At 71.4% G+C, this 22,424-nt stretch carries 20 protein-coding genes, 1 tRNA gene and 1 pseudogene; 13 read left to right on the top strand and 9 right to left on the bottom strand.

Going from position 1 to position 22,424, the window contains the following annotated elements:
* Positions 1-20: 20 nt before the first annotated feature.
* Positions 21-596: a hypothetical protein gene (locus P3T39_RS32685; RefSeq protein ID WP_280702882.1), complete on the bottom strand. Its 576-nt coding sequence runs from the start codon at positions 594-596 to the stop codon at positions 21-23.
* 317 nt (positions 597-913) lie between these two features.
* Between P3T39_RS32685 and P3T39_RS32690 the strand changes: the two genes are divergently transcribed.
* The 3 genes from P3T39_RS32690 (at position 914) to P3T39_RS32700 (ending at position 2,925) form a co-directional block, all read left to right on the top strand.
* Positions 914-1,270 (top strand): hypothetical protein, encoded by a 357-nt coding sequence (locus P3T39_RS32690; RefSeq protein ID WP_280702883.1) that lies wholly within the window; start codon positions 914-916, stop codon positions 1,268-1,270.
* A 204-nt stretch (positions 1,271-1,474) separates the two neighbouring features.
* Positions 1,475-2,326 carry a recombinase family protein gene (locus P3T39_RS32695; RefSeq protein WP_280702885.1) on the top strand — a complete coding sequence of 284 codons (852 nt, stop codon included), beginning with the start codon at positions 1,475-1,477 and terminating at the stop codon, positions 2,324-2,326.
* Positions 2,224-2,925, top strand: a complete 702-nt coding sequence (locus P3T39_RS32700) for a recombinase family protein (RefSeq protein ID WP_280702886.1) — start codon at positions 2,224-2,226, stop codon at positions 2,923-2,925. Before P3T39_RS32695 ends, P3T39_RS32700 begins: the two co-directional genes overlap by 103 nt.
* Before the next feature lie 125 nt (positions 2,926-3,050).
* Here P3T39_RS32700 and P3T39_RS32705 read toward each other — a convergent pair.
* Positions 3,051-3,135, bottom strand: a tRNA-Leu gene (locus P3T39_RS32705).
* Positions 3,136-3,369: 234 nt separating this feature from the next.
* Between P3T39_RS32705 and P3T39_RS32710 the strand changes: the two genes are divergently transcribed.
* From P3T39_RS32710 to P3T39_RS32720, 3 genes are all read left to right on the top strand, one after another.
* On the top strand, positions 3,370-4,707 hold the full coding sequence (locus P3T39_RS32710) for a M20/M25/M40 family metallo-hydrolase (RefSeq protein WP_280702887.1): 1,338 nt from the start codon (positions 3,370-3,372) through the stop codon (positions 4,705-4,707).
* Between the two features lie 419 nt (positions 4,708-5,126).
* Complete coding sequence (locus P3T39_RS32715) at positions 5,127-5,366, top strand: chaplin (RefSeq protein ID WP_280702888.1); 240 nt, start codon at positions 5,127-5,129, stop codon at positions 5,364-5,366.
* Positions 5,367-5,667: 301 nt separating this feature from the next.
* Positions 5,668-6,540: a chaplin gene (locus P3T39_RS32720; RefSeq protein WP_280702889.1), complete on the top strand. Its 873-nt coding sequence runs from the start codon at positions 5,668-5,670 to the stop codon at positions 6,538-6,540.
* A 299-nt stretch (positions 6,541-6,839) separates the two neighbouring features.
* On the opposite strand, the gene P3T39_RS32725 is transcribed toward P3T39_RS32720, so the two are convergent.
* Positions 6,840-7,034: a DUF5703 family protein gene (locus P3T39_RS32725; protein ID WP_280702903.1), complete on the bottom strand. Its 195-nt coding sequence runs from the start codon at positions 7,032-7,034 to the stop codon at positions 6,840-6,842.
* A 378-nt stretch (positions 7,035-7,412) separates the two neighbouring features.
* On the opposite strand from P3T39_RS32725, the gene P3T39_RS32730 reads away from it, so the two are divergent.
* Positions 7,413-8,030 carry a hypothetical protein gene (locus P3T39_RS32730; protein ID WP_280702890.1) on the top strand — a complete coding sequence of 206 codons (618 nt, stop codon included), beginning with the start codon at positions 7,413-7,415 and terminating at the stop codon, positions 8,028-8,030.
* A 78-nt stretch (positions 8,031-8,108) separates the two neighbouring features.
* On the opposite strand, the gene P3T39_RS32735 is transcribed toward P3T39_RS32730, so the two are convergent.
* Both P3T39_RS32735 and P3T39_RS32740 read right to left on the bottom strand, forming a co-directional pair.
* Complete coding sequence (locus tag P3T39_RS32735; RefSeq protein ID WP_280702891.1) at positions 8,109-10,661, bottom strand: ATP-binding domain-containing protein; 2,553 nt, start codon at positions 10,659-10,661, stop codon at positions 8,109-8,111.
* Between the two features lie 10 nt (positions 10,662-10,671).
* On the bottom strand, positions 10,672-11,652 hold the full coding sequence (locus P3T39_RS32740; protein WP_280702892.1) for an aldo/keto reductase: 981 nt from the start codon (positions 11,650-11,652) through the stop codon (positions 10,672-10,674).
* 230 nt (positions 11,653-11,882) lie between these two features.
* Between P3T39_RS32740 and P3T39_RS32745 the strand changes: the two genes are divergently transcribed.
* Entirely contained in the window at positions 11,883-12,929 is a 1,047-nt protein-coding gene (locus P3T39_RS32745) for an LLM class F420-dependent oxidoreductase (RefSeq protein ID WP_280702894.1), read from the top strand.
* Between the two features lie 95 nt (positions 12,930-13,024).
* Here the strand turns inward: P3T39_RS32745 and P3T39_RS32750 are convergent.
* Positions 13,025-14,004: pseudogene (locus P3T39_RS32750) on the bottom strand (magnesium and cobalt transport protein CorA).
* A gap of 199 nt (positions 14,005-14,203) precedes the next feature.
* Here P3T39_RS32750 and P3T39_RS32755 point away from each other — a divergent pair.
* From P3T39_RS32755 to mshC, 4 genes are all read left to right on the top strand, one after another.
* Positions 14,204-14,899, top strand: coding sequence for a histidine phosphatase family protein (locus tag P3T39_RS32755; RefSeq protein ID WP_280702895.1), 696 nt, complete (start codon positions 14,204-14,206; stop codon positions 14,897-14,899).
* 219 nt (positions 14,900-15,118) lie between these two features.
* Entirely contained in the window at positions 15,119-15,700 is a 582-nt protein-coding gene (locus tag P3T39_RS32760) for a DUF3090 domain-containing protein (RefSeq protein WP_280702896.1), read from the top strand.
* A 65-nt stretch (positions 15,701-15,765) separates the two neighbouring features.
* Positions 15,766-16,590 carry an SCO1664 family protein gene (locus P3T39_RS32765; RefSeq protein ID WP_280702904.1) on the top strand — a complete coding sequence of 275 codons (825 nt, stop codon included), beginning with the start codon at positions 15,766-15,768 and terminating at the stop codon, positions 16,588-16,590.
* Between the two features lie 192 nt (positions 16,591-16,782).
* On the top strand, positions 16,783-18,012 hold the full coding sequence (gene mshC, locus P3T39_RS32770) for a cysteine--1-D-myo-inosityl 2-amino-2-deoxy-alpha-D-glucopyranoside ligase (protein ID WP_280702897.1): 1,230 nt from the start codon (positions 16,783-16,785) through the stop codon (positions 18,010-18,012).
* Between the two features lie 86 nt (positions 18,013-18,098).
* Here the strand turns inward: mshC and P3T39_RS32775 are convergent, their stop codons facing one another.
* From P3T39_RS32775 to P3T39_RS32785, 3 genes are all read right to left on the bottom strand, one after another.
* Positions 18,099-19,094: a PAC2 family protein gene (locus tag P3T39_RS32775; protein ID WP_280702898.1), complete on the bottom strand. Its 996-nt coding sequence runs from the start codon at positions 19,092-19,094 to the stop codon at positions 18,099-18,101.
* Between the two features lie 212 nt (positions 19,095-19,306).
* Positions 19,307-20,125: an SGNH/GDSL hydrolase family protein gene (locus P3T39_RS32780; protein WP_280702899.1), complete on the bottom strand. Its 819-nt coding sequence runs from the start codon at positions 20,123-20,125 to the stop codon at positions 19,307-19,309.
* Positions 20,126-20,298: 173 nt separating this feature from the next.
* A complete protein-coding gene (locus P3T39_RS32785) occupies positions 20,299-21,348 on the bottom strand; it encodes a hypothetical protein (protein WP_280702900.1) in 1,050 nt (349 codons plus the stop codon).
* 147 nt (positions 21,349-21,495) lie between these two features.
* Between P3T39_RS32785 and P3T39_RS32790 the strand changes: the two genes are divergently transcribed.
* The coding region (locus P3T39_RS32790; RefSeq protein ID WP_280702901.1) for a homocysteine S-methyltransferase family protein at positions 21,496-22,424 on the top strand (929 nt) is incomplete at its 3' end.

Consider the following 22,424-nt stretch of genomic DNA (forward strand, 5'->3'; position numbering starts at 1 on the left):
GGACACCCTGCGGCTGGCGCCTACAGATCCCCCTCGCGCCCGGTGATGGCGGGCGGTGCGACCTCGGTGATCGTGGCCGTGCCGACAACCGGCCTGCCCTCGTGCATGGTGATCACGTCGCCGGGCTTGAGATGGCGCCACTGTTCGGGGCAGAGCGGAGCCAGGCGGACCGTGCCGATCTCTCCCGGCGCCAGCCCAAGCGCATCCTCCACCCACAGCCGTGCAACGTTCACGGCCTGGCCGCCGTCGGGGGCTGGGTTGCCGATGTCCCAGAGCGGCCGGAGTTGCCCCTGCCCGGAGAACGCAGTCTGACGTCCGCCCTCCTGCGTGCTCAGCAGGCTCAACCTGGCCCGGAAGGTGCCGTGCTGCATCTCCCAGGCCCGCCACTCGCACCAGTCGGCGCTGTGTTGCAGCATCATCTGGCGGGCGGCGTCCGCGAGTAGTGACCAGAACGGCAAGGGGACAGGGCGCTCATCCCCGATCTCCATCAGGAGGTCGAGGACGAGCTCCCACTCCTGGTGCCGTTGGTAGTCGCGGACGTCGCCGACGGTAATGCCGTTTTCGGCCCGGGCCCCCTCGGGGAGCAGGTCAGTCACTCGCCGAAGGAGCGTGAAGGCATCGTCGATGAGGGCATTGTCCAAGGCTTCGTCAACATCCCTGTCGGGTAGCCGGGCGAGATCTTCTCCGCGACGCGCTCGGATGCTGCGTCTTTGCTCAGATGGTCACTGATCGCCGCAGCGATGACTATCGGTTATGGTCGGCCCTGCTGCCTGACCCACGGGGGCGAACTCCGGTGCCCTCTCCGGTCACGAGAGGACCGGCACGACAGAGAAGCCGAGGAGTCCGGGTGGATGGTCAAACGGCAAGGATCGAAGCGTGTTGCGGTGACTGTGGGGGCACGATGGTGCGCCAGGTGAACCAGTTCATCCATCGCGATGAGCTGTGGTGGGACTCCGAGATCTCGTGTGCCACCTGCGGCATGGCTGGGTGCGAGAACGCCGGTCCTGGGAGGCCGCCCGAGGATGTTCGGAATGCTCTGCTCGCGGCTCACGGGCCTGCCCGGCTGCGAATGGCTGGGCCGATGCCGAGCCTGCTCCCGGTCCTGAAGGTCCTGCGGGAAGTCTTCGGAGCATCGGTGCATGATGCCCGGGAGCAGGCCGACGAGCTGAGACGCGATGGCCTGGTCGGGACGCTGCCGGAGATGGAGTTCCTGAGGATACGCCTGCGCAGGCGCGGAGTTCCCGTTGCCGTCGAGGTCGGCACGAACTGATCCAGGACAGACTCCGTGTCGGCGACGCGCCGTTCGCGGGCCGGGCTGAGCAGCAGGGGGATTCAGCGCGCAGGGCTTCTGGTCGAATTTCACCTGTTTGTGACGATACATCCGGGTGAGCCTCGCTCGGATGGCGTCGGCGGATCCATGCTCGGAGCACGGTGTTCGATCGTCGGCCTTCGGGAGGAGGTGTCAGCCGTGGTGATGGGGCGTTCAGCGAGCCAGGTCGCGTCCGTCGAGTCCGATCCCAGGTCAGGCGCTCTGGCCATGTGGGCGCGTGAACGCGCAGGGCTGGCCCACACCAACACGTCCGAGAAGGCCGGCCTTCGGTTCGCGTTCTACGGCCGGGTCTCCACCGAGGACCATCAGGACCCCGCCACCTCGCGTGCCTGGCAGCTGCTGCGCGCCGAGTCCCTGGTCTCCGGCCACGGCCGGATCGTTGCGGAGTTCTTCGATGTCGGCCACAGCCGTTCCCTGCCGTGGGCGCGTCGTCCCGAGGCCGCCCAGCTCCCCGCCGCCATGGCCGACCCCGACCGGGGTTTCGACGCGATCGTCATCGGCTCCAGTGAGCGCGCTTTCCACGGCAACCAGTTCACGGTCATGGCGCCGCTGTTCGAGCACTACGGAGTTGCCGTGTGGATCCCGGAACTGGGCGGCGCGGCGGACCCGGCGATCGCCAGGCACGAGGAACTGATGGTCCTGCTCGGCATCCTCGCCAAACGCGAGATCACCCGCACCCGGATCCGGGTCCGCTCCGCCATGACGGTCCAGACCCGCGACCAGGGACGCTACCTGGGCGGACGGCCACCCTACGGGTATCGGCTGGTCGACGCGGGCCCGCACCCCAACCGAGCTTGGCTCTTCGCGGGGTGCGCATCCGACGCCTGGATGCCGATCCGCAATGCGGTCCGATCGTCAGGTGGATCTTCGCCCAGCGCCTTGCCGGCCACAGCATGGCCCGAATCACCCGGGCCCTCAACGACGCGGCCGTCCCCTGCCCCTCGGCCGCCGACCGCGACCGCAACCTGCACCGCAGCGGCGACCGATGGACCGTGACCACGGTACGGTCCGTCCTGGCCAACCCCCGCTACACCGGCCACCAGGTCTGGAACCGCCAGCGCACCGACCACGAACTGATCGACCCCGCGAACACCACCCTCGGCACCCGCGACGTGATGCGCTGGAACAGCCCCGACGACTGGGTCATCTCCACCAGCCCCGCCCACCCCGCCCTGGTGAGCGAAACCGACTTCATCGCCGTCCAGGGAATCCGCGCCCGCCGCGACACGCTGCCCGAGCGCCAGTACGCGCTGGCCGGGCTGCTGCGCTGCGGCCTGTGCGGGCGCCTGATGGAGTCCTGCTGGTCCCACGGTCGCGCGGCCTACCGCTGCCGCCACGGTCACTCCAGCGCCGCCGCCCTCACAAGCGATCGACCGCGCAACGCGTACGTGCGCGAGGACGAGGTTCTTCCGCGCCTGCCGGCTCTGTGGCTCAGAGTCACCGCCAACCGGGCGGATGAGCAGGTCGGGGGAGTCGCGAGCGTATCGGAGGTCATCGGGCATCTGCGCGCCAGTGGCGTCACCCTCGCCTACGACCCGGCGGACAGGACTCTGACCACCAGCACCCCGTCGAGAGGAAGGACCGCCATCGGCTGACCGCCACCGCGCCGACCACCCACCGCAGAGCGGGTGAGAAACGGCAAACGCCCGTCCCTCGCCGAAGGCCAGGAACGGGCGCCGATGACCGCTGCCCGCAAACCGAGCAACGTGTACAAAAAGTGTGTCCGAGGGGGGACTTGAACCCCCACGCCCGATAAAGGGCACTAGCACCTCAAGCTAGCGCGTCTGCCATTCCGCCACCCGGACTAGGTGTCTGTCTTTGCGGCTTCCGTGCCGCGCTGACATGGATAACTGTAGCAAGATCGGCTTGAGGATCCAAAATCGTCCGTCGCGGGGCCTGGCGGGCTTCGATCTGGGGGAAGGCCCTTGGGGCGGGGCGGATGCTGAGGGAGGATGGCTGGACCGTGCCCGCAGGGCCGCGGCCGTGGGGCCGGGGGTGGCGTGGAGGTACGCCGGGCGGGCCTGAGACGAGGAGTGACCGTGAGTGAGTCGAAGGCGGAGCGGGTGGCCGGCCCGAGCGTGACGGCTGAGTCGGAGGTCGCCGAGATCTGCCGGGACCTGATCAGGATCGACACCAGTAACTACGGAGACGGCTCGGGCCCGGGGGAGCGGGCCGCGGCCGAGTACGTGGCGGAGCAGCTGGCGGAGTTCGGCGTGGAGCCGCAGATCTTCGAGTCGGCCAAGGGCCGGGCCTCGACCGTGGTCCGGATCGAGGGCGAGGACCGGTCCCGGCCGGGTCTGCTGATCCACGGCCACACCGATGTGGTGCCGGCCAACGCCGCCGACTGGACCTACGACCCGTTCGCCGGGGAGATCGCGGACGGCTGCGTCTGGGGCCGCGGCGCTGTGGACATGAAGGACATGGACGCGATGACCCTGGCGGTCATCCGCGACCGGCTGCGGACCGGCCGCAAGCCCCCGCGCGACATCGTGCTGGCCTTTCTCGCGGACGAGGAGGCGGGCGGCACGTACGGCGCCCGCTACCTGGTGGACAAGCACCCGGGCCTGTTCGAGGGCGTCACCGAGGCGATCGGGGAGGTCGGCGGGTTCTCCTTCACGGTCAACAACGACGTCCGGCTCTATCTGATCGAGACGGCCGAGAAGGGCATGCACTGGATGCGGCTCACGGTCGAGGGCCGGGCAGGGCACGGCTCGATGGAGAACGACGACAACGCCATCACCGAGCTCTGCGAGGCTGTCGCCCGGCTCGGACGGCACAAGTTCCCGCTGCGGATCACCAAGACGGTACGGGCCTTCCTGGACGAGCTGTCGGACGCGCTCGGGGTCGAGTTGGACCCGGAGAACATGGACGAGACGCTCCGGGTGCTCGGCGGCATCGCCAAGATGATCGGCACCACGCTGCGCAACACCGCGCAGCCGACCATGCTGGGTGCCGGCTACAAGATCAACGTCATCCCCGGGCAGGCCAGCGCGCATGTGGACGGGCGCTTCCTCCCCGGCTACGAGGAGGAGTTCCTCGCGGAGCTGGACAGCGTGCTCGGCCCGCGGGTGAAGCGGGAGAGCGTGCACGCGGACAAGGCGATCGAGACCGGCTTCGACGGTGCTCTCGTGGACGCGATGCAGTCCGCGCTGCGTGCCGAGGACCCGATCGCCCGCGCGGTGCCGTACTGCCTCTCCGGGGGCACCGACGCAAAGTCCTTCCAGGATCTGGGGATTCGCTGCTTCGGCTTCGCGCCGCTGCAGCTGCCGCCGGAGCTGGACTTCGCCGGGATGTTCCACGGCGTGGACGAGCGGGTGCCGGTGGACGGGCTGAAGTTCGGTGTCCGGGTGCTGGATCGGTTCATCGACGCCTGCTGAGCGGCGGCAAGGGCACTGACGGCCCGCTCCCGGTGCATCCGGGGCGGGCCGTCGGCGTTGTCGGCGCAGAGAACCGGCGGCGCGCAGGTCGGCAGGTCGGCAGGTCGGAATGCGGGCCGCGGAGCACGGCCGGTGCGCTGTCGGAGCAGCGTTGCCGGTGCGTTGCCGAGGCGTTCTCAGCGCATTGTCGGAGTGAATGACTTGAGACCCGGCTTCGGAGGCCAGCAGAAACGATATTGCCCGAAGCAGAAGGCCGATTGGATGTTCGAGCTATCACCGCTGCGGGTGAATGGGTCATTGCCTCCGTACCCCGTTTGCCACGCCGTCGTTCACCCATATGGCAGCCCGGGAACGGGTTGCGGAACGACGAATCAAGACGAGTCGGCCCGGAGACGACCCGGGTTCGGCCAGGAGGAACCATGAAGGTCAAGAAGATCGTTGCTGTTGTCGCCGCCGCGGGTGGTCTGGCGCTCGCGGGTGCAGGTGTCGCCTCCGCCCATGCTGCGCAGGCCGAGGGTGCTGCGGTCAACTCCCCCGGTGTGCTGTCGGGCAACAATGTCCAGGTCCCGGTGCACGTGCCGGTGAACCTCTGTGGCAACACCGTCAGCGTGATCGGCCTGCTGAACCCGGCCTTCGGCAACAACTGCCAGAACTTCTGAGCAGCCTCCCGCAGTAGTTGTCTCTGTTGTCTCTGCGGCAGCTCTCATATACCGAGCGGTAACGGCTGATGGCGTGGTAGCGGCTGGGCCGGCTTACTGATCAATGCGCCCCTGGGCGGCGGATGACTCCGCCTGGGGGCGCATCCTTGCCTATTGCGCCCCCGAGTCAGTGCGCAATCCACGCCTACACGATTGGGTGAACGAACCCCATTCGGCTCAACCTTTCCGGTGGTCACTCGTTGTCCCGTGGACGGGCAGCCGCTTCGTCAGGAATTCCGACAATCACAAGTCAGGGGAGTACATGCGACAGGTCGCCAAGAGAGGAATCCTCACTGCCGTTGCCACCGGCAGTGTGCTGGCCTCCACCGCGGGCTACGCGTACGCGAGTGCCGAAGCCCACGGCGGTGCGGCGAACTCGCCCGGGGTGGGGTCCGGGAACAGCGTGCAGGCCCCCGTGGACATCCCCGTCAATGCCTGTGGCAACACGGTCAACGTGGTTGGCCTGCTCAACCCGGCGATGGGCAGCAACTGCGGAAACGTGGACCACGGTACCGACGGCACCCAGGGCGCACAGGGCACCGACGGCGGGCCGAACGGGCCGGGTCACGCCGGTCCGGGCGCCTCGGCCGAGGGGGGCGCACACAACTCCCCGGGTGTCCTCGCCGGGAACAACGCGCAGGCCCCGATCACCATCCCGGTGAACGCCTGCGGGAACTCGGTCAACGTGGTCGGCGCCGGTAACCCGGCCTTCGGCAACGACTGCGGCAACCACGGCAGCACCGAGGTCACCCCGCCGAGCCACTCGACGCCCGCGCCCGGCGACGACTGCCCGCCCGTGGACACCGGGGCTCACAACCCCCCGCCGCGCAGCACGCCCCCAGTCGGCACTCCGCCGACCGGCACCGACACCGGCACGGGCGGTTCAACCCAGACCCCGCCGAGCGGTACCGGGACGAACACCGGAGTCGGCGGGGGCACGACGGGCAGCGGTACGGGCAGCGGTACGGGCGCCGCGCGGGTGGCGCTGCAGACCCAGGCCCAGGCCCAGCCTGCGCAGACGGGCCAGCTGGCCTCCACCGGCGCCGACGGTCTCGAGCTGATCGCCCCCGCCGGCGTGGCGCTGCTGCTCGGTGGCGGTGTGCTCTACCGTCGCTCCCGCGCAGCGGCGCGCTGAGCCTGCACCTGGTGCGCCGCTGAACGCCGAGCGCTGAACCGGCGCGACTACGGCGGACGCGATCAGTACAGCGGACGCGACGAGTCAGACGGGCCTGGCGGTCGACAGGAATGCGGCCTGCCAGGCCCGTCCCGGCGCACGAGCAGGAGTCGGGGTCAGGGTCGGTAGGACAGCGACACAGCGCTCGTAGCCGTAGCGGTTACGGCTACGAGCGCCTGCCACGTGCACCCCACGCGGTCGACATAGGTGCGCCCCGTGGTGGTCGGCCTCGACACCCCGGTGGGTACGACGCCCCTCGGCTACCAGCTCCTGACCTGCCGGATGATCCGGCGGCGCAGCAGTACCGTGCGGCTGCCGTCCGGGAACAGCCGCAGCCGGTCCAACTCCCAGTGACCGTACTCGGCGTGCTCGGTGAGCAGCTGCCGGGCCGCGTTCCTGCTGGTGCCGCGCGGCATGCGCAGCGACTGGTACTCGTACTCGGGCTGTCGGACCAGTTTGGGTGGAGTCAAAGCTTTCCTCCTGCGGTACGTCTGGAGGCCAGGGTACGACCTGCCTGTGACAACCGGACCGGGCCTGCGGACCGAGCCCGGGCGCTTGCTGCTTGCGAGACTGGCGCGGGTGGTACTGGCAGTCAATCAGTTTCCGTGCTGCTGACGAGATGCCGATGGGATGCCGACGAGATGTCGACGGGATACCCAGGCCTGGGGCGTGCGATGCCCCTCCGATGGTCGGACAAGTTCGGCTTCGGCCATCTGTGAGGGCGGGCACAGAACCACCCGGACCGGACATCCGGGGGTAAGTTGCCGGGAATTCACGGGTGTAGGCGATATCCCCTGTGCGTGTCGCCACCCAGGGGAGATAGCGTCAGCACCATGTCTGATGCCGCGCAGCTCACCATCGCCGAGGTACGCGCCGCCGCCGAGGCGGTCAAGGCAGCAATCGACCGCCACCTGCAAGCGGTCTCCGCCCCTGCAGCAGCGGACGATCCTGCTGTTGTCACCGCCTACGAGGAGCTCGCAGCGGCGGCCATCGCCTACGACCAGATCCTCTACGAGGTCTATGACGAGGTCACCCCCTTCGAAGTCCCCGGGGACGAGAGCACCGGCGGCTACGCCGGTCCTGACCAGCCCGAGGCGATCAGTGTGCTGATCCGCCGCGACTACCTGATCGCCGACGCCAAGCGGCTGCGGAACCAGGCGGAACGGGTGGACAGCACCCTCACTCCCGGGGGCGGCAAGGACGGTGGCGTCAACGCGGCCATCGGCGTGCTCTTCGGTGAGTACGAGCCGGACGAGATCGCCGCCCGATGCGAGGAGTTCGGCCTGGAGGAGGGCGACTCGACCCTCTGGGTCGCGGCATCCGAACCGTCCGACCCCGGAGAGTGGCTGCCGGAGCCCTTCGACGGCGCCGATCCGCAGCTGCTGATCTGCCGCTTCGACGTCAGCGAGGTCTACGACGACGACCTGGACGCCTTTGAGGGCGAGGCCTGAGGCAGCGCGCGCACCGGGTGGCGCCGGAGGTCCTCCCTCCGGCGCCACCCCGCCGCCGGTGCCGGCGGCGCAGTGATGTCAGCACGCCTGGCCGGTCTGCTCGGCCAGGATCGCCCGGAGCCGGGTGGTGCGCGGCTGGGCGGGCCGCTCGGCGACCGCCTGCGGCAGCGCCTGGCCCGCCGCGTGGACCACGGAGAGGTGCCGCTCGGCGCGCCCGAACGCGGTGTACACCCACTGCCGGGTCAGCCCGGCCGCCGCGTCGTCCGGCAGCACGGCCACCACGCCGGGCCAGCGTCGGCCGACGGCCTGATGGACCGTCAGTGCCCAGCCGTGGCGCAGCTTCGCGGTCTGGGCAGGGGTGACGGTCAGCCGGGTGCCGTCGGAGAGTTCGAGGTGCAGCCCGGAGGCATCGCCGTCCAGGACCCGCACCGGGCGGGTGGCACCGGGCGCGGGCGAGTACACCGCCCGGTCACCGGGGTCGAAGCCGCCGAACCGGCCGGGGCCGGGGTTGAGCCGGGCCTTGGCCGCGGCGTTCAGCGCTCGGGTGCCGGCACTGCCGCCATGGCCCGGGGTCAGCAGGACCACCTGCTCGGCCGGGATGCCCAGTGCGCGCGGGATGGAGTCGGTGAGCAGCTGGATCGCGCGGTGCACGGCCTCGCGGCCGTCCTTGGCGGTGACGATCACCACCTCCTTCTCCGGCGCCTCGACGCTCTGCAGCTCGCCGATGCCGACGCCGGAGACCAGCTCGCCGATCGGACCGAAGTCCGGTGTCCGGGAGGCCACCGCCGGGCACGCCTTGGCGGCGAGCAGATCGGCGAAGAAGCGGCCGGGCCCCGCCGACCAGAGCTGGCCGGGGTCGCCGCTCAGGACCAGACGGGTGCCGTCGGCCAGGGCCTCCAGCAGGGTGGCCGCCAGTTCGACGTCTAGCAGGGGCGCGTCCAGCACGATCAGGACGTCCAGCGCGAGTGAGCCGTCCTCGGCGCGGCCGGGGCCGGCGGCTCCGGCCAGCAGCTCGGCGAGGGTGACCACGGGCGGAGCGGCCGCTGCCGTCGCGGGCCCGCCGGCCGGGCGTGCGTCGGCCGAAAACGCGCCGGTCGAAGGCGCACCGGGCAGGAGCGTGGCGAGGCTGTCGCGGCCGTGGTCCGTCCAGGTCGCGGCCCAGGCGCGCAGGCCGAGGCCGTGCGCGGCGTGCAGCAGCGCGGCGGGCTCGGCGCGCGCGGACTCGCCGCCCGTGTGCAGGACGAGCGGGTTTTCGGCGACGGCCCTGATCAGGGCGGCGGCCGAGGAGGAGGGCGAAGCTGCGGCCGCGGCCTCCCAGGCGGACGGCCCGACGGCCCGGGGGGAGAACGGGGCGGCCTCCGGCTGGGGGCGGGCGGTGTCCTCGTCCGGCGCGTCGGTGGCGGCCGGAGGCTCGTCGGCCTCGGGCTCCTCGACGGCTACGGCTACGGCCTCGGCCTCGGGCGCGGGCTCGTCCTCGGCGGGGACGAAGGTGGACATGATCCGGACGAGTCCGTCCGCAAGGCTCTCCTCGGCGAGGGCGAGGCGCTCCAGGGCCAGCAGGGTCTGGGTGGGGGGCTCGTCCTCGTCCGAGGTGGTGGTGTGACGGCCCGGGATTTCGTCCTGAAATGCCATCACCCGGCCGTCCACCACGACCTCCTGGAGCGCGACGGCCGCGTCGGGCAGGCCGAGCCTCTCCAGGCCGGTGACCACCTCACCGATCTCCTGGGCGGAGTGGCCGCGCAGCGCCGCCTGCTCCAGCAGCCACGGGACCAGGGCCTGAGCACGGCGCTTGTCGCCGGGAGCGGCCGCCGGACCGAGCAGACCGCGCGCGAAGCCGTCCGCGTGCTCGGGCCGGACGCCCGGCAGCGCGAGCACGGCCCACGGGTCGGCCCGCAGCACCTCTGCGGCGCCCTCGCCGAGTTCGGCGACAGCCGCCTCGGCAAGCGCGGCCGGGGCGCCGCCCGCCGTGAGCACCTCGGCAGCCGCCCGCAGGGCCTCGGCCCGCTGCCGGTCCGTCACCTGCTTGGCTTCCGCGCCGGTCGGGGCTGCGGCGGTTGCCCCGGGGGCGCCGCCCGTGGCGAGGGCCTCGGTTGCTGCCCGCAGGGCCTCGGCCCGCTGCCGGTCCGTCATATGCCCGGCCACCGAGCCGGTCGCAGCCCCTTCGCCGGGTGCGGACACCGGGCTGTCTCCCCGCTCACTGTCGGCGTCCGCCTGCCCATGGCTCGCGGACGCGTGTGCGGTCTCGGAAGCACCTTCAGCAGCCGTGCCAGGGGCGGGCGCCGGGCTGTCCCCCCGGCCATCGCGGGCGTCCGCCTCGCCGTGGCCCGCGGAGTCTCGTTCGCCGGCCTCGTCCGCTCCGGCCTCACCCACCTGCTTCGAGGCCGCGTCAGTACTTTCGGCGGCCTCGTCAATCCCAGCAGCCCCACCCGCGTCGCCGCTGCCCGCGTCACTCGCGCTGCCCGGCTCCGAGGGTCCGTCAGGGCCCTCCGTGGTCTCCGTAGCCTCGGTGGCCTCGCCTGCGTTGCCCGCCCCGGTGGCTTCGCCCTGGCGGCCGATGCCGCGGATTGCCTCCGCCAGGGCCGCGACGGCCTCCGCGCGGTGCTCGGGAGCGTTGTTCTCCACGTTGCCCATCAATCGCTCCTCACAGCTCCGTCCAGCCCTGGTCGGGGTAACGGTGTAGCGGCGCCGAAACATCGTCCAGCGCACCTCGGATCTCCCCCGGAAGCGTAAGCGCCTCCACCGACAGCGTTGCCGTCAGCTGGGCGGCGGTCCGGGCGCCGACTAGGGCGCTCGCCACGCCGGGGCGGTCGAGGACCCATGCCAGGGCGACCGCGAGCGGGCTGCTGGCGAGGCCGTCGGCGGCGGTGGCGAGGGCGTCGACGATGCGCCGCGAGCGCTCGCCGAGGTAGGGCTGGACGAAGCCGGTGAGGTGGGGGGAGGCGCCCCGGGACTCGGGCGGTACGCCGTGCCGGTACTTGCCGGTCAGCACACCGCGTCCGATCGGGGAGGAGGCGAGCACCCCCACTCCGGCGTCGAGGGCGGCGGGCAGGACCTCGCGCTCGATGCCGCGCTGAAGCAGCGAGTACTCCATCTGGGTACCGGCGAGTGGCACCCGGCCGGGGTGGCCGAGCTGCCAGGCGGCGGCCTTGGCGAGCTGCCAGCCGCTGAAGTTGGAGACTCCGACGTATCGGGCCCGGCCGGAGCTGACGGCGAGATCGAGGGTGTGCAGGGTCTCCTCGGTGGGGGTGGCGGGGTCGTACGCGTGGACCTGCCAGAGGTCGACGTAGTCGGTGCCGAGGCGGCGCAGCGAGGCGTCGAGGGCGGCGAGCATCCGGCCGCGCGAGGTGTCGAAGCGGCGGTCGGAGTCGGGGGTGCTGCCGGCCTTGGTGGCGATCACCAGTTCGGAGCGCGGGATCAGGGTGTCCGTCAGCCGGGAGAGCAGGTACTCGGCGCCGCCGTCGGCGTACACGTCGGCGGTGTCGACCAGGGTGCCGCCCGCGTCGACGAAGACCTTGAGCTGTTCGGCGGCCTCGTGCTCGTCGGTGTCCCGGCCCCAGGTCATGGTGCCGAGGCCGAGCCTGGAGACCCGCAGCCCGGTCCGGCCGAGATGACGCTTTTCCATCGGGCAGGCCCTCCGTCAGCTGATAAATGCGCAGGTGGGAAGGGTCTTCCCCACGTCGGCTGAGCGTAGCGGCCGTGACCCGGGCTGCCCGGCAGACCCGCAGGAGCGGCACCGGGAGGGCGTGACGCAGCCCACACCTACCGGCCAGTAGCATGACCTGCGACCCCCCGGTTACGCTCGGCCGACAATCCCGCGCGAATCGGACCGGACCGACTGAAGGGCTTCGCACCATGCGACTCGGCATCAACCTCGGCTACTGGGGACTCGGCATGGACGCCGACAACATCGCGGTCGCCCAGGAGGCCGACCGGCTCGGCTACTCGGTCTGCTGGGCGGCCGAGGCGTACGGCTCCGACGCCGCCACCGTGCTCAGCTACGTCGCCGCGAAGACCGAGCGGATCGACGTCGGCTCGGCGATCTTCCAGATCCCCGCCCGTACGCCCACCATGACCGCGATGACCGCCGCGACCCTGGACACCCTCTCGGGCGGGCGCTTCCGGCTCGGCCTCGGCGTCTCGGGCCCGCAGGTCTCCGAGGGCTGGTACGGCGTCAAGTTCGACAAGCCGCTGGCTCGCACCAGGGAGTACGTCGAGATCATCCGCAAGGCGATGTCCCGGGAGCGCCTGGTCCACGAGGGTGCCAACTGGACGCTGCCGCTGCCCGGCGGGCCCGGCAAGCCGATCAAGCTGACCGTGCACCCGGTGCGCGAGCACATCCCGCTGTACATCGCCGCGATCGGCCCGAAGAACCTGGAGCAGACGGGCGAGATCGCCGACGGCTGGCTCGGTATCTTCTTCGCGCCCGAGCACGCCGCGCTCTCCATCGAGCCGCTCAAGGCCGGGCGCGCCAAGGCCGGTCTGACGCTGGACGGCTTCGACCTCTGCCCGACCGTGGCCATCTCGCTCGGCGAGGACGTCAAGGCCGCCGCCGACTCGCAGCGCTCCTACGCGGCGCTCTACATCGGCGGTATGGGCAGCAAGGAGAAGAACTTCTACAACCAGCTCACCCGCCGGATGGGCTACGAGCAGGCCGCCGACGAGATCCAGGAGCGCTACCTCGCCAGGGACTACGCGGGTGCCGCGGCGGCCGTCCCGCACGACCTGATCGACGCCACCTCGCTGCTGGGCTCCACCGCCCGGATCGCCGACCGGATGCAGGCGTACGCCGACGCGGGCGTCACCACGCTCACCCTCGCCCCCGCCGGGTTCACCCTGGACGAGCGGATCGCCGCCCTCCGCGCCGGCGTCGAGGCCCTCGAACTGGCCGGCCTGGCCTAGCCGCTGCACCCCAGGGGCGAGCGATATGCCCTCAGGGGCGCGAGCGAACGTGCTTTCAGAGCCCCGCGCCCCTGAAAGCACGTTCGCTCGCAGGGCTACAGCCAGCCGCTGCGTTTGAAGACGCGGTGGAGGACCAGGCAGACGCCGATCATCAGCGCGAGCGCCGCAGGGTAGCCCCAGGGCTGGCGCAGCTCGGGCATGTCGGTGAAGTTCATGCCGTAGACGCCCGCGATCATCGTCGGTACGGCGGCCAGCGCCGCCCAGGCCGAGATCTTCCGCATGTCGTTGTTCTGCTGGACGCTCACCTGCGCGAGGTTGGCGTTGAGGATGTCCGAGAGCAGGCGGTCCAGGCCGTCCACCATCTCGTTGACCCGGGACAGGTGGTCGGCCACGTCGCGCAGGTACGGCTGGAGCTCCGCGGGGACGTACTCGATGCTGCCGCCCGCCAGGCGGACCGCCGGCTCCTGCAACGGGACGGTGGCCCGGCGGAAGGTCATCACCTGGCGCTTGAAGGCGTAGATCCGCTCGGCGATCCCGTCGGCGGGCGGCCCGGTGCGAAGACCTCGGCCTCCAGCTCGTCCAGACCGGCCTGCAGGGTGGCGGCGACATCGAGGTAGCCGTCCGCCACCAGGTCGGCGATGGCGTAGAGGACGGAGACCGGGCCGGAGGCGAGCAGCTCGGGCTCTCTCTCCAGCAGGGCCCGCAGCCCGGACAGCGGGCTGTCGGCGCCGTGGCGGACCGTCACCACGTAGGAGTCTCCGGTGAAGAGCATCAGCTCACCGGTGCTCACGGCGTGGCCGTCGGGGTGGTGGCCGATCGTCTTGAACACCATGAAGAGCGAGCCCTCGTACTGCTCCAGCTTGGGGCGCTGATGCGCGGTCACGGCATCCTCGACGGCGAGCGGGTGAAGGCCGAACTCGGCGCTGACCAGCTCCAACTCCTCGGCGGTGGGCTCGAACAGACCCACCCAGACGAAGCCGTCCCCGGACTCCCGGGCGGCGTCGAGGGCATCGGAGAGGTCCGACGGCCCCGCGACCCGGTGGCCGTCACGGTAGATGGCGCTGTCGACGATCACCAGGCCATTGTCGCCCGCCCGCTGCGGGCGGCGCCATCATCGGACGGTGGCGTGCGATCAGGTCGCGGGCCCGAGCACGGGATCACCGGACCGCCGGTCGCGTACGCCGGGCGTCGTGAGGCGGGCGTCGTGAGGCGGGCCGGAACGTGGTCGGGGCATGCGGGCCCGATGCCCGGCCGCAGGCCGTAGGCTGGGCCCCATGCCGACCCTGTTGCTCGTCCGCCACGGCCGTTCCACCGCCAACACCGCCGGAATCCTCGCCGGTTGGACCCCTGGCGTGGACTTGGACGACACCGGACGCAGCCAGGCCGCGAACCTCTCCGACCGGTTGGCGGGTATGCCGCTGGTCCAGGCCGTGAGCAGTCCGCTGGAGCGTTGCCGTCAGACCCTGGAGCCGTTGCTGGACTCCCGCCCCGAGCTGGGTTCGCTCGCACTGGACGAGCGGCTCGGCGAGTGCCACTACGGCGACTGGACCGGCCGCCCGCTGGCAGAGCTGGCCAAGGAGCCGCTCTGGCGCACCGTGCAGGACCACGCCGCGGCGGCCGCCTTCCCTGGTGGCGAGTCGCTGCGGGCGCTCAGCCACCGCACGGTGACGGCCGTCCGCGAGTGGGACGAGAAGATCGCCGCCGAGCACGGCCCCGAGGCCGTCTGGGTGGCGTGCTCGCACGGCGATGTGATCAAGGCCGTGGTCGCGGACGCCCTCGGCCTGCACCTCGACCACTTCCAGCGGATCTCCGTCGAGCCCTGCTCGGTCACCGCGATCCGCTACACCCCGCAGCGCCCCTTCGTCCTCAGGGTCGGCGACACCGGCAGCCTCGCCTCGCTCGCCCCGCGCCCCGACGCCCGCACTCCCCGTGGCGACGCGGTGGTCGGCGGCGACACCGGTATGGACTGACCGCTCGCGGCCGCGGACGAGCGCCCCCACAGCACCGTTGCGGGCCCCCAACGGCCCGCACGGGTGCGGGTGGACACCCGGCTGACACCTGACGGACTACCTCGCACCTGACCCACCGGGGCGGGCGCGCAGGCCGTAGGGTGGCAAAAGAGCCCACGATCGAACCAGATCAGACCCTGATCCACCAGACCCTGATCCATCAGAACCCGGAGCGAGAGAGTGCCCCGTCAGGTCTACTTCTACGACCAGCCCGAGCGGTTCGTGGCCGGCACCGTCGGCCAGCCCGGCCAGCGGGCGTTCTACCTGCAGGCCAGCACCCGTGGGCGGATCACCAGCGTGCTGCTGGAGAAGGCCCAGGTCATGGCGCTCGCCGAGCGGGTGGACCAGGTGCTGGACGAGGCGCTGCGCCGCAGCGGCGGCTCGGCGACGATCCCCGCTGTCGCCCCGGTCGAGCTGATCGACACCGCCCCGCTCGACCTCCCGCTGGAGCAGGAGTTCCGGGTCGGCACCATGGCGCTCGCCTGGGACAGCGTGGACGAGTGCCTGGTGGTCGAGGCGCAGGCGCTGACCGAGGACGACGCCGAGGCCGAGGAGGACGAGGAGGCGGACAAGAGCCCCTTCGAGGACGACGAGAGCGGCCCGGACATGCTCCGGGTCCGCCTCTCCGGCGCGATGGCCCGGGTCTTCGCCAAGCGTGCGCTCGACCTGGTCGCGGCCGGCCGCAAGCCCTGCCCGTTCTGCAACCTTCCGCTGGACCCCGAGGGCCATCTGTGCCCGCGCGCGAACGGTTACCGGCGCTGAACGGCGACTTGGCACCCACCCAGGCCGAGGCACGGCAGCCGGAGGCAGAGCAGTCCGAGGTCCCGCTGGCCGATCCGGTCACCAGTGCTGCCCTCGCGGCGGACCCCGAGACCGCCCTGCGCCTGCTGCGCGAGGGTGCCCTCGCCGTGCACGGCAGGCTCACCGACGCCTCGAACGCCGTGTTGTACTGCACGGTGGCCCTGGACGGCCTGACCACCCCGTGCGTCTACAAGCCCGTCGCCGGGGAGCGTCCGCTCTGGGACTTCCCCGACGGCACGCTGGCCGGGCGCGAGGTCGCGGCCTACGAGGTCTCGGCCGCCACCGGCTGGGGGCTGATACCGCCGACCGTGCTGCGCGACGGCCCGCACGGCCCCGGCATGGTGCAGCTCTGGGTCGAGCCGGACCCGGAGGCCGAGGAGCTGCTGGCGCTCCAGGACCCGGCCGGGCCCGAACCCGGCTGGCTGCCGATCGTCCGGGCCGAGGTGGGCCCCGGCCGAACCGCTCTGCTGGTGCACCGGGACGACGAGCGGCTGCGCCGCCTGGCCGTCCTGGACGCCGTACTGAACAACGCCGACCGCAAGGGCGGCCACTGGATCCCCGCTGCCGACGGCCGCCTGTACGGGATCGACCACGGGGTCACCTTCGCCGTCGCCGGCAAGCTGCGCACCCTGCTGTGGGGCTGGGCCGAGCAACCGGTGACCGAGGAGGCGTTCGGTGTCCTCGCCCGGCTCGCGGAGTCGCTGGACGGGGCTCTCGGGGAGCGTCTGCGCCCCCATCTCACCAAGGCCGAGCTGGCCGCCGCTGCGGAGCGGGTGGCCCTGCTGCGCCGTACGGCACGGCATCCGCTGCCCTCTCCTGACTGGCCGTCGATCCCCTGGCCGCCGGTCTGACCACCCGTCGGGCAGTGGTGCAGGGCCGCGCCGACGGCCTCCGGGGCGCTCCGACGGGGGAGCGAGACACTCCGACAGGGGGATGACGGGGGCATGGCGACGGGATTCGGACAAGATCAGTCGTAAGCTGATTCAAGCCGATCTTGGTAACTGGTTAGCCTTTCAAATGATCGCAAGGTTAGAGTCGTTTCCATGCATGCCTGGCCCGCCTCCGAGGTTCCCGCCCTGCCTGGTCAGGGGCTCCCGCTCCGTATCCACGACACCGCCACCGGCGGAGTCCGGGAGGTCGTGCCGCTGGACGGCACCGCCCGGATCTACGTCTGCGGTATCACCCCCTACGACGCCACCCACCTGGGCCACGCCGCCACCTACACCGCCTTCGACCTGGTGCAGCGCGTGTGGAAGGACGGCGGTCACGACGTCCTGTACGTGCAGAACGTCACCGACGTCGACGACCCGCTGCTGGAGCGGGCCGTGGCCACCGGACAGGACTGGACGGTGCTCGCCGAACGCGAGACCGCCCTGTTCCGCGAGGACATGACCGCCCTGCGGATGCTCCCCCCGGCCCACTACATCGGCGCGGTGGAGTCGATCCCGTGGATCGTCCCGCTGGTCCAGAAGATGCTGGAGAGCGGCGCCGCGTACGACGTGGACGGCGACATCTACTTCTCGATCGAGTCCGACCCGCACTTCGGCGAGGTCTCCGGTCTCGACCGGGAGGCGATGCTCCCGGTCTTCGCCGAGCGCGGCGGCGACCCGGACCGCCCCGGTAAGAAGCACCGGCTCGACCCGCTGCTCTGGCTGGCCGCCCGCCAGGGCGAGCCCGCCTGGGACACCGAGCTCGGCCACGGCCGCCCCGGCTGGCACATCGAGTGCGTGGCCATCGCGCTGAAGTACCTGGGGATGTCCTTCGACATCCAGGGCGGCGGCAGCGACCTCTCCTTCCCGCACCACGAGATGGGTGCGTCGCACGCCCATGTCGCCACCGGCGGCCACCCGTACGCCCGCTCCTATGTGCACGCCGGGATGGTCAGCCTCGACGGGCACAAGATGTCCAAGTCCCGGGGCAACCTGGTGTTCGTCTCCGTGCTGCGGCGCGAGGGCGTGGACCCGGCGGCGATCCGGCTGGCGCTGCTGGCGCACCACTACCGCAGCGACTGGGAGTGGACCAAGGAGGACCTGGACGGTGCCGTCGATCGGCTCGCCCGCTGGCGCGCCGCGGTCTCCCGTCCTGACGGCCCGTCGGCCGAGGCCCTGCTGGCCGAGGTCCGCGCCGCCCTCGCGGAGGACCTGGACGCGCCCGCCGCGCTGGCCGCCGTGGACCGCTGGGCGGCTCTGCAGGGCGAGACCGGCGGTACCGACATCGGTGCGCCCGGCCTGGTCTCGCGGACGGTCGACGCGCTCCTGGGCGTCGCCCTCTAGGCGGCACCCCCCGTTCCCCGGGTGATCCATCCGGACGCGGACGTCGAAGGGGCGTCAGGGAGAAATCCCTGACGCCCCTTCGGTCTTCACTTCTCGCTGTCGTCCCCCTCGTCGGGGCTCTCCTCCGGGCTCTCGTCCGAACCCTCGGGCTCGGTGGGGTCCTTGGCGTCCTTGGTCTCCGGCTCGGACGGGCGCTCCGCGGTGGCGTGGCCGACGGCGGGCTTCTCGCCGGTCGGGCCGAGGTTCTCCCGGCGGCGCAGATAGCGCTCGAACTCCCGCGCGATCGCGTCGCCGGACGCCTCCGGCAGCTCGGCGGTGTCCTGGGCCTCCTCCAACTGCTGGACGTACTCGGCCACTTCACTGTCCTCGGCGGCCAGCTGGTCCACACCGAGCTGCCAGGCCCGGGCGTCCTCGCTCAGCTCGCCCGGCGGGATCCGCAGGTCGAGCAGGTCCTCCAGCTTGTTGATCAGCGCCAGCGTGGCCTTCGGGTTGGGCGGCTGGGCGACGTAGTGCGGCACGGCCGCCCAGAGCGTCACGGCCGGGACGCCCGCGTGCGCGCAGGCCTCCTGGAGCACGCCGACGATGCCCGTCGGGCCCTCGTAGCGGCTCTCCTCCAGGTCGAGGCTGCGGGCCAGCGCGGCGTCCGAGGTGACACCGCTGACCGGCACCGGCCGGCTGTGCGGGGTGTCCCCGAGCAGCGCACCGAGGATCACCACCAGCTCCACACCCAACTCGTGGGCGAAGCCGAGCAGTTCGTTGCAGTACGAACGCCAGCGCATGCTCGGCTCGATGCCCCGGACCAGCACCAGGTCACGCGTCTTGGGCTCGGTGACCCGGACCACCGAGAGGCGGGTGGTCGGCCAGGTGATCCGGCGCACCCCGCCGTCCAGCCACACGGTGGGCCGGTTGACCTGGAAGTCGTAGTAGTCCTCGGCGTCCAGCGCGGCGAAGACCTTGCCGCCCCAGGTCTCGTCCAGGTGCCCCACGGCCGCCGAGGCGGCGTCGCCTGCGTCGTTCCAGCCCTCGAACGCACAGACCATCACCGGGTCGATCAACTCGGGAACATCTTCCAACTCGATCACCCAGTGTCTCCCTCCGGTCGGTCAGCGGCCCGCCCCGCCCTGCCCTGCCAGTGCGGTCTGTTCCAGTACGAGCTGTGCCAGTACAGGAGCTGGCGGCCGACTGCCGACTGTTGACCCTTCTCACCATGGAACAACCCGTTCCATGGTCCCTACCTGCCCAGCCTACGGGCTTTGATGCCTTCGCCGGTACGGCAGGGGCGGACCCGCAGGACTCAGCCGGCGATCGCCGCGGAGACGGGCGGGAGGTAGCCCTGCGCCTGTCCGACGGTGGTCGGGTGGAAGGACTCCCAGTAGGCCGGAACCACGATTCTGGCGATCCACTCCTGGCTTCCCCCGGCGCAGATGCCATGACCGGCGAAGGAGCCGCGCACATCGGCGAACTCGAACCCCTGCTTGGTGGCCTGAGCTCTGATCAGCTCGTCCAGTCGGTCCGTCAGGGCGTTGAACCGGTCGCGGCGGGCAGGTGTGCCGACCGTGCACAGGACGGAGCCGTGCTCCAGCAGGTGCGGGTAACCGGCCACCACCACCTTCGCGCCCGGCGCGGCCGTGCCGATCGCCTGGTAGGTCTGCTCCAGCTTGCCGGGCAGCTCGTCGCGCAGCTTCTGCTCGGACTCCGCCATCGCCTGGTCGCAGAGGCTCTCGGTGGTGAGCGGTTGCAGACAGGAGACGATCGCCTTGGTGAAGCCGAGGTCGTTGCCGCCGACGGTGATGGTCGCCAGCGTGGTGTCGGACCGGACCTCGGGCAGCTGGTCGCGCAGCACGTCCTTGGTCGTCGCCCCGTTGCAGGCGGTGAAGAGGAAGCTGCTCGGCCGGTGCCCGGCCGTCCACAGCGTGCCGTAGGCGCGGGTGCTGCGGTGGCAGTCCCCACTGCTCGGGTCGTAGGCCCCGGCGGCCACACCCGCGGAGTACGAGTCGCCGAGCGCGACGTAGCGGGTCTGGGCCCGGACTGCGGGGGCGGCCGAGGCGGGCGCCGTCCCCAGCGCGAGCGCCAGGGAGAGCGGGAGGGTGACGGCGGCGGCGAGGAGGCGCACGGGTTCTCCAGGAGCAGTCGGTGTGCACGGAATGTGACGTACTGACTGCGCATGGTAGTGGCCCGGTTGCGCGTTGCGCGTTGCGCGTTGCAGCGGTGGCGCGAGCCTCGACGGACAGGTCCCTCTCACGCCGTCCGGTGCTCGGCGACGTCGTTGCCGGGCACCGGACGGTCTCAGGCGCACCAACCGCGCCTGTAGGCATCCCAGTGCTCGGGCGTGGCAGCGAAGTCGACGTACAGCGCGAGGCCGAAGGTCTGGCGCTCGCTGCGCCCCAGCGCCAGCCGGGCGCCCCGGACGGCGGCGGCCACCGTCTCGGCCGAGCCCCGGTGCCCGAACGTGTCGTCCCAGTACGCGGGCAGGCCCATCAGCAGATCGACCTGCGGCGGGGTCGCCTCCAGCGCCAGTGAGGTCTGCTGGGCGACGTATCCGCCGTAGAGCGACTCCACGGGCATGGCGGTGTCGTAGGACATCACCGCGATCTGCTCGACCCGGCGGGCCACCTGCGTGAAGTACGCCTGCGACCACCACTTTCCGTGGTCGGTGAGCGCGACGCTCACCGAGTGCAGGCCGGGCAGCGGGTCGATCTGCGGCGCGGCGACGGAGAGCGGAGCCCCGCGCTCGGCGGTGACCGCGTGCACCTGGTCGAGCAGGGAGAGGAATCCGGCAGATCCGGAACGGATCGGCTCCAGATCGAAGTGCACCCCGTCGAAGCCCAGGTCCAGTGCCTGCCGGGCGGAGGCGGTGACCCGGTCCCGGGTGTCGGCTTGCTCCAGGCGCAGGCCGTCCGTCTCGGGTGCCACCACGTCCCCGAGCCACGCCTGCACGCGCAGCCCGGGAAGTGCCTGGTGCACGCTCGCCACGAACCGGCGGGCCTGCGGGTACTTGACCGGGTCGAGCGAGCCGTCGTGCTCCAGCGGACCGGTGTGCACGTACAGGTCGCGGATGCCGGTGCCGGCCAGCTGTCGCGTCAATCCGGCGAGATCGGCGTCCCCCTTCCGGCCGTCCACCCAGGAGTGGCCGAGCCAGACCGCGTCCCGCCCCCGGGTACGGGCCTCGGCCGCCGGCTCGCCCGCGTACTGCAGACGCAGCGCGGCGGCGGCCGAGACCACCGGTATCAGCAGCACGGCCAGCCCCAGCAGACCCGCCACGGCCGCCCGTCGTCGGCGGGACCAGCCGCGCCATGTCCGGCGCAGGGCACCCGCCCGGGTGTCCGTCATGTCCATTAACAAGCCTCCCTCGCTCACAAGGGACGCCCACGATGCGGAATGGGTTCTGTACCCGGGCGGCTGTCCGGATACCCTGACGGCGTGCATCCCCGCATACCGGAGGGGACGCATAGCCGACAGCCGTCGCACCCAGGGAGTAGCCCCATGGCCACAGCCGTCCCCTCATCCGCTCAGCAAGACCGCGCGAACGCCTTGCGCGAAGCCCTCGCGACCCGTGTGGTGGTTGCGGACGGGGCGATGGGCACGATGCTTCAGGCGCGGGATCCGTCGTTGGAGGATTTCCAGCAGCTCGAGGGTTGCAACGAGATCCTGAATGTGACCCGCCCGGACATTGTGCGTTCGGTGCATGATGCGTATTTCGCGGTGGGCGTGGACTGTGTGGAGACGAACACGTTCGGGGCGAACTTCTCGGCGTTGGGGGAGTACGAGATCTCGGGGCGGATCTTCGAGTTGTCGGAGGCGGGTGCGCGGATCGCCCGGGAGGCGGCGGACGCGTATGCCGATGGGCGTGTTCGGTGGGTGCTGGGTTCGATCGGTCCGGGGACGAAGCTGCCGACGTTGGGGCATGCGCCGTTCGAGGTGCTGCGGGAGGGCTTTGAGCGGAATGCGGCGGGTCTGGTCGCGGGTGGTGCGGATGCGCTGCTGGTGGAGACGAGTCAGGACCTGTTGCAGACCAAGGCGGCGGTCCTGGGGTGCAAGCGGGCGCTGGCGGAGGCGGGGCTCGATCTGCCGGTGCTGGTGCAGGTGACCGTGGAGACCACGGGGACGATGCTGCTGGGGTCGGAGATCGGGGCGGCGCTGACGGCGTTGGAGCCGCTGGGTGTGGATTACATCGGGCTGAACTGTGCGACGGGTCCGGCGGAGATGAGTGAGCACCTGCGCTATCTGGCGAAGAACGCGCGGATCGGTCTGTCGTGCATGCCGAACGCGGGCTTGCCGGTGCTGGGCAAGGACGGTGCGCACTACCCGCTCTCGCCTGCCGAGCTGGCTGACGCGCATGACGTGTTCACCCGCGAGTACGGGCTGTCGTTGGTGGGTGGGTGCTGCGGTACCACGCCCGAGCATTTGCGGGC

Origin of the sequence: Kitasatospora sp. GP82, from assembly GCF_029892105.1 — a bacterium.
Lineage (GTDB): Bacteria > Actinomycetota > Actinomycetes > Streptomycetales > Streptomycetaceae > Kitasatospora.